General features: G+C 51.6%; 9 protein-coding genes. All 9 read right to left on the bottom strand.

Annotated features, from left to right (window positions below):
- Positions 1-299: 299 nt before the first annotated feature.
- The gene (locus J4G02_21030; protein ID MCE2397008.1) at positions 300-797 is read right to left on the bottom strand and encodes a DUF4411 family protein; all 498 of its coding nucleotides are present in this window, start codon (positions 795-797) and stop codon (positions 300-302) included.
- A complete protein-coding gene (locus J4G02_21035; GenBank protein MCE2397009.1) occupies positions 794-1216 on the bottom strand; it encodes a hypothetical protein in 423 nt (140 codons plus the stop codon). The genes J4G02_21030 and J4G02_21035 overlap by 4 nt, the downstream gene beginning before the upstream one ends.
- 13 nt (positions 1217-1229) lie before the next feature.
- Positions 1230-1832 carry a WD40 repeat domain-containing protein gene (locus J4G02_21040; GenBank protein MCE2397010.1) on the bottom strand — a complete coding sequence of 201 codons (603 nt, stop codon included), beginning with the start codon at positions 1830-1832 and terminating at the stop codon, positions 1230-1232.
- A gap of 272 nt (positions 1833-2104) precedes the next feature.
- Positions 2105-3055, bottom strand: a complete 951-nt coding sequence (locus tag J4G02_21045) for a WD40 repeat domain-containing protein (protein MCE2397011.1) — start codon at positions 3053-3055, stop codon at positions 2105-2107.
- Positions 3056-3230: 175 nt separating this feature from the next.
- Positions 3231-4181: a WD40 repeat domain-containing protein gene (locus J4G02_21050; protein MCE2397012.1), complete on the bottom strand. Its 951-nt coding sequence runs from the start codon at positions 4179-4181 to the stop codon at positions 3231-3233.
- An 81-nt stretch (positions 4182-4262) separates the two neighbouring features.
- Complete coding sequence (locus tag J4G02_21055) at positions 4263-4538, bottom strand: hypothetical protein (protein ID MCE2397013.1); 276 nt, start codon at positions 4536-4538, stop codon at positions 4263-4265.
- On the bottom strand, positions 4517-4756 hold the full coding sequence (locus J4G02_21060; GenBank protein ID MCE2397014.1) for a hypothetical protein: 240 nt from the start codon (positions 4754-4756) through the stop codon (positions 4517-4519). The genes J4G02_21055 and J4G02_21060 overlap by 22 nt, the downstream gene beginning before the upstream one ends.
- 278 nt (positions 4757-5034) lie before the next feature.
- Positions 5035-6279 carry a DNA methyltransferase gene (locus J4G02_21065; GenBank protein MCE2397015.1) on the bottom strand — a complete coding sequence of 415 codons (1245 nt, stop codon included), beginning with the start codon at positions 6277-6279 and terminating at the stop codon, positions 5035-5037.
- Positions 6280-6304: 25 nt separating this feature from the next.
- Positions 6305-6994, bottom strand: coding sequence for a hypothetical protein (locus J4G02_21070; protein MCE2397016.1), 690 nt, complete (start codon positions 6992-6994; stop codon positions 6305-6307).
- Between the last annotated feature and the right edge of the window lie 95 nt (positions 6995-7089).

The raw sequence follows: 7089 nt of genomic DNA on the forward strand, positions 1-7089 counted from the left end.
CGATTCCCCGTAGCGCTATTGTTTGAAAACAGGTTTTGAAGCTACACTGAATATCTAAAGCCGCCGTCGGATGGACTATGATCTCCTGGATCAGTCCACTGACCGCGGCTTTTTGCATTTCTGGGGTATTGAGGGTGTGGAGGAGGGTGTCCGAGGCGGTGCGACTGTCGGAGAGTTTTGGGGTGGCGGCGTCTAGTCTCGGTCTCTACTGGGGCTATAGCGGGCGTGGATCTCGCTTTTGAAGCTGCGATCGGGATTCAAAGGAACTTGTTTTATCGTACCACCTATCCGTTCCTGCTCTAAAACACCCAATTTTCCCTGCTTACGAAACCTGCTATATTGACACATTCAACACTAAGATCCTTGCATACATCGGGGATTCTTGGGTTGACTAGATCACCCGTTGGTTGTTCTTCCGTCACAACAACTCCCTTTGGATACCGCATTGCAAGAGAAATCACCCACGGATCCGCTAATGACGTGCCTCTTTTAACATTCATCAACTCTGGATATTTTGACTGTATAGTTTGAAATGCGTTTTCCACTGAATCATCAACTTTCGATAACAGAAACGGCTTTAAACCTTTTTCACTACACCAATCCCTTAAAACTGCACCCCACATCACTTCATCGAAAACCGGCTCGGACATTTTGAGGCGACCATTTCTAATCAATTCCTCGATTTCATCCCACAAGGAAGGAAAATTGTCCATTGGGTAAAGAACGGCAGAGGCCTTAATTAATGAACTTGTGTTGAAGCCATAAACTACTTGATCCGGGTCAAGCGGTAAGTTTATGCGAAGATAATACTCTCAATTTCAAATAGGTGTTTTGGATCGCATTTAGCAAAAGCATCGGATAAGTCGGCAAGTGTGATTTTCTCCTCATAATAAGCCGCAAAAGCAGTTCGCGCGAAATGCTTTCCAGAGGCATTAAGTAAGCGATAATGATATGGCGCACCGCCGCCGGTTCGTGAAGAACTATCTTGATACTTTTCCAGTAGACTGTTTCTGTAGGCTTGGTATTTTTGCCAAGAAATATGACGGAGTGTTAGCAATCGCCTCATGATAAAATAGTAGAGAACGATTCCAACGATCCAACTCCTCTGGATCAGCGAAAATGAGGTGAGCCTTTCGCCCAAAATCACAAACAGGAGTCCCGGCAGGAGATAGCTAAAAATATTGTAAGCCGATAATTTTTCGAGAATCGTTTTCATTGGATTTGTCTTTTCACTGGCTCGAATCCGTCATTCTCCACAGGAGCACCATCCCGTCTGAACTGCCACTGGCGAGCACGCCACTCTCGGGGCTGAACGCCACGCTATTGACCGCATCTCTATGCCCGGCGAACGTGCCCTTACATTCACCCGTCACAGCATCCCATAGATACACCCTCTTGTCACCACCGTCTCCCCTCGCGCTAGCAAGCACGCTGCCGTCCGGGCTGAACGATACACTTACCACCTTGTACTGATGCCCGTTGCATATCTGTTTATGCGTCCACGACACAGTATCCCACAAGCAGACTGTCTTGTCTGCACTCCCACTGGCAAGCGTCCTTCCGTCTGGACTGAACGCGACGCTCCTGACCTCCGACCTATGGCCAGTGAGCAGAGCTATTTCTTGACCGTTAGCGGTATCGTAGAGCCAGATACCGATGGAGGTAGCGACAGCAAGCCGCGTTCCGTCGGGAGCATACTGTACCCCGTTTATCGAACCTTTACCAAGACGGGCGATCGCTCCGGCGGGCAGGTTTGGTTGTGTGGACTCTTGGGCACGGGTAGTTGGTGAGAAAACAACGAAAAGCGTGAATAGGGTTGCCGTGACTTTCATCTTGAATACCACCTTTCTCTGAATGTCGCTCCACGGTTTCGTCGAGGCGATGTCCCTTCGCCCCAGAGAACAAGGCAACGAAATCGGGAGGTGCAACACTTGAACGAAAGGTAGAAGTTACGGGTTTACTCAGGACGTTTGTAGGTCGATTTTCCAAAATCGACAATAACGAGGATTGTCGAGATATGAATCTCGACCTACGGGCTTTTTGCCCATACACCGTAAGCGAAGCACCAATGAACCAATGAACTAAATCAGTAGAAGTTGGAGGGCTACTCGGTCATTATCCATAGTTGCACCGTTCCATCGGCACCCCCACTTGCCAGTAGACTCCCTTTAGGATTGAACGCCACGCTCGTCACCCACTCCGTATGCCCCTTAAGCGTCTGTAGACGTGCGCCTGTTTTGGCATCCCAAAGTTGCACTGTCGTGTCCACACATCCAGTGGCAAGTACATCACCCTTAGGACTGAATGCCATGCTCGTCACAAAGTCTGTATGCCCGATGACCCTTCCCTTCGGTTGCCACGTTTCGGTATCCCATAGCCACACTATTTTGTCCGCACTCCCACTGGCAAGCACTTTATCATCTCGATTGAACGCGACGCTATTGACGGATTCCGTATGACCGGTGAGCGTCTGTATCAACTTACCTGTTTCGGTGTCCCACAATCGGACTGTCTTGTCGTTACCTCCACTGGCAAGCACCGTCCCGTCCCGACTGAACGCGACGCTATAGACGGCGTCCGTATGACCGGTGAAGGTCTGTATCAGGTCACCGGTCTTGCCATCCCACAGTCGGATTGTCTTGTCTGCACTCCCACTGGCAAGCGTCTTCCCGTCTCGACTGAATGTCACACTCGTGACCACGTCCGTATGACCGGTCAGCATCTGCTTCGCTGTACCTCTCGCCGTGTCCCACAGTCGGACGGTCTTGTCTGCGCTCCCACTGGCAAGCGTCTTGTCCTCCGGACTGAACGCTACGGTAACAACCGACGCCATGTGTCCAGTGAGCAGCCACTTCTGTTCACCCGTTTCGCTCTCCCACAGCTGCACCGTCTTATCCCAACTCCCACTGGCGAGCAACTTCCCGTTCGGGCTGAATGCTACACTATTGACCGCATCGGAATGTCCGATGAATTCATCTTTGTATACCGCTGTGACAGCGAGGGTGTTCGGTGAAAACAGCGCCAAGAGAATAAGTAGTGTCCCCGTGATTTTCATCTGAAATACCACCCTTCTGTAAGTGAAGCCACCATTTGTAGGGGCGAAGGAATCTCGCCCAACGGGTATCTCGTCTGAACGCTGTAAGCCAAGCACTAACGAACTAAATCGGTAGGGGTCGGGATTCGGAGATCCCTCCTACATGACGCAACATAGACGGTAGGAGTCGGGCGGTTTAATCGGTGATTTTCCATAGGAGCACCGTCTTGTCCCAACTCCCGGTGACGAGCATCCTACCATCCGGACTGAATGCCACGCTATCGACCACATCTGTATGCCCGGTGAGCGTCCGCTTCGGTTCACCTGTCGCCATATCCCACAGCAACACCGTCTTGTCCCGACTTCCACTGGCGAGCGTTTTTCCATCTGGACTGAACGCGAGGCTATGAACATTATCGGTATGCGCAATGAACCTTCCCTTGGACTCCCCCGTTTTGGGATCCTTCAGCCATATAATCTTGTCCCGACCGCCGCTGGCAAGCGTGTTGCCGTCCGGACTGAATGCGACGCTATGGACCATACCGCCATGCGTCATGGTCGTCCGTTGCTCGCCCCAGAACTCGGTATCCCATAACCGCACGGAACCGTCTATATTCCCACCGGCAAGCAGGCTACCATCTGGACTGAACGCTAGGCTCAAGCCCCATCCCGTATACCCCGTGAGTGTCCGCTTATGTGTCCACGTCTCGACCTCCCACAGCCGTACCGTACCGTCCCAACTCCCACTGGCAAGCGTCTTTCCATCCGGACTGAAAGCAACACTCACGACGTGATGATTATGTCCGGTGAGTGTCCGCAGGTGCGCGTCTACCCTCGTATCCCATAACCGCACCGTCCCGTCCAAACTCGCACTGACAATTCGCTTGCCATTCGGGCTGAACGTTACCGCTACGATCCCACCCTTATGCCCGGTCAGTAGCCGCTTCTGGCTCCCCGTTTTGACGTCCCACAGCAACACGGTCTTGTCGTAGCTTCCACTGGCAAGCAGGCTACCATTTGGACTGAATGCGACGCTTCTGACTCTATCCGTGTGCCCGACGAGTTTCGCTGCAGGTAGCTCCGTGGCGGCGAGGGTGTTCGATGAGAACAGTGTCAGAAGCATCAATAATGTCGCTGTGACTTTCATCTGAGATGCTGCCTTTCGGTATTGAGCGGTTTAATTCTGCCTTGACTGAGAAGCGTTTTTCCATCTGGACCGAACTCGACATCATCGACCTGTATACTTTGTGAGTGTCTGCTTCGGCTCCCACGTCTTGGTATCCCACAATAGCACCGTCCCGTCATCACTCGCAGTGGCAAGCGTCTGTCCATCGGGGCTGAACGCTACACTTCTGACGCGTTTCTCATGAACGGCGAGCGTCCCCTTGCGTTCGCCCGTCGCGGCATCCCACAGATGCACCAGCGCATCGTCCTTCCCCGCCACACTCGTACTAACAATCGTGGTGCCCTCCGGATTGAATACTATGCTGTCGGGCCAACCCATATCTCCCGTGGTTTTCCATTGCGGCTCCCACTGTCCGGACTCGCAGTAGCAAGCGTCTGCCCGTCCGGACTGAACGCGAGGCTATAAACCCCACGCGGATAGCCGCTGAGTATCCGCTTATGTTCACCCGTTACAGCATCCCATAACCGAACTGTCTTATCTGAACTCGCCGTGGCGAGGGTAGTCCCGTCTGAGTTGAACGCTACGCTCGTAACCATCTGTGTATGCCCGATAAGGGATCGCTGATGCTCCACCGTGGAAGGATAAGGAATGTCGCCGTTATTTTCATCGGAAATGCCGCCTTTCTGTAAGTGTGAAGCCGCAGTTTCGTAAGGGCGAGGTCTCCTCGCCCAATCCCGATTTCATTCTCGATGAAGCATCAGGATCCTCGGAACGGGACGAGGATTCTCGCCCTGTTGCGCCGTAATGTGCCCCATGGTTACGGCATACGGAGCATGCCTATACCTTTCAATCAAGCGATTCTTATGCGATCAACTTAGCGTTGGCAGACAACGATGTTCTCCTCGTGCATCGTGAGATCCGTCTCACCGGCGACGTTGGAAGGGCTGTTCTTTTTTGGCATGCGCTTGTTCGGTATATTCCTAACGATGGTCTCCGTATGCGAAAATCCGTGCTTGCCAAAAGCAGAGATAATAAACGCATCGGTCGGGAGTGCCACCCCCTTCACCCTACGATTCCCCACAACATAGCAGATCGTCGAACCCTTGGCAAGCAACGGGGCAACCGAACTGATGCTACGCTCCAAGTCGATATAGAACGCCTCCACTTGACTCGCCCGTTTCTTATCAACAGTACGGATCTCTCCTATCGCCAAATCAACGGGCGAATCAGACAACCTACTCTTTTTCTGACTCCCTCCCATCGAAATGCGGTCAACCTTCCGCGAATCCTCCAGGCCGATCCAATCCGCCGACAGGCGTGAAAACTGCCCATAAGCAACGGTCGTTTGTGAATCGCCGTAGGGTGGAGAGGTAATAATCAGATCGAATCCGTTCGGCGGTTGCGTTTCGGGCAATCCGCGGTTCGCTGTATTCCTACTCGAAACAAATATCTCGACATCTTTCCTTTTTCGGAGATAAACCTCAAGCCCTGCCCTATTTCTGGTTAGCTTATCCTGAAAAACCCCAAAGACATCGGGCTGGAAGGTTGCCAATTTTTGAGCCGGCATTCGGTACAACTTGAACTCCCCATTTCTGGTATAGGAGCATTCTCGAACCGTCTCCGAGAATGCAACCCAGAAGAAATTTCGGACCGATTCATCTTGGACAGCGTTGATGCGATCCCGCAGAAAAGAGAGGTGGCTGGTAACGTCTTCGGAGAACCAATACTCCAGATTCAGGACATCGGGGATCGGCGCGGATGGCACGTCTTCAAAGAACCCAACCTGAAAAATAGCGTCCATCAAATCCTGCGAATGGCGTTCAAGAACCTGTAGCGAGATTGGGGTCGTTTTGGCGGTTGCTATCAGTCTCACAAGGGGGTTGATATCACAGCCTACGCCGTTCATGCCGAACATCGACGCCTCAACCAACGAGGTGCCAGTCCCGCAATACGGATCGAGTAACCACCCATTCGGCGTCCCGTACCGATTCAAGAGTTCCCTTGCGATTTGGGGAATCATCATCGCCGGGTAGTTGTGGAGGCAGTGGGTATACTCTTTTGTATCCGCTTTGACGAAGTCCCAGGTTTCATCTTTGTATTTGCGGTTCGTTATTGTCATATTGCGCCCTCTAATCTCTCTGGTATCATATTATCCGTTCTCGACTTCCAAAGCATAGGTTCAAGAACCTTTCCTCGATCCTAAAGCCAGTCCCATGATTTCTCACCGACCCGTTTGTGCGCAAGTGCATTCTGACATCCACGATCACTATATCCTGTTTAATCAAGTCCAAGAAATGATCTTGATCTGGATTCGTCAGGAGATAGGCTTCGTTAAACCAAAACTCCTCCTTACTATCTGAGTTGATGCGGGTGTCCGCGTAAACAACAACCAGAGCGGGCATTTTGCTGCTGAATCTATCAATCACCACATCGCCCAGCCATTCGGCGATGCGCGTATTATCTACATGATAGAGTCTAACGGCATCTTCCTCAACTTTCAGATACAGCCCTTGATTGTTCGGTTTGCTGTCCACAGTGCAGTACAGGGAAGGTCTACCATTCGTATCCACGTAGCCGTACCCCTCGATTAGATCCCTCTGCCTGATCTTCCAGACGCCACGATTGAAGGTAAACATCGTAACCCGATTGGAGACTCCGTTCCGTTGAGACTTTAGCTCGATGTCACCGAGATCTGGTGTCCGCAGATTGTTTTCCTTTAACTCAAGCAAGGTTTCGAGTGTATAGCCGATGCCTGCGTTACCCCTCCGCAATGAAACGACATACCCTCTCTGTTTAATAGCGGATAGCTTTTCCTCTAACTGCGCGATGTCCATTTATGGTAGATTTTAGAATTACTTAGACGCTCCCAATGCACAGCCAACCCCCTAAATCCCCCTTGTCAGGGGGACTTATGTAATTACCCCCAAAA

The sequence above is a fragment of the Candidatus Poribacteria bacterium genome, assembly GCA_021295755.1.
Taxonomy (GTDB): Bacteria; Poribacteria; WGA-4E; order WGA-4E; family PCPOR2b; genus PCPOR2b.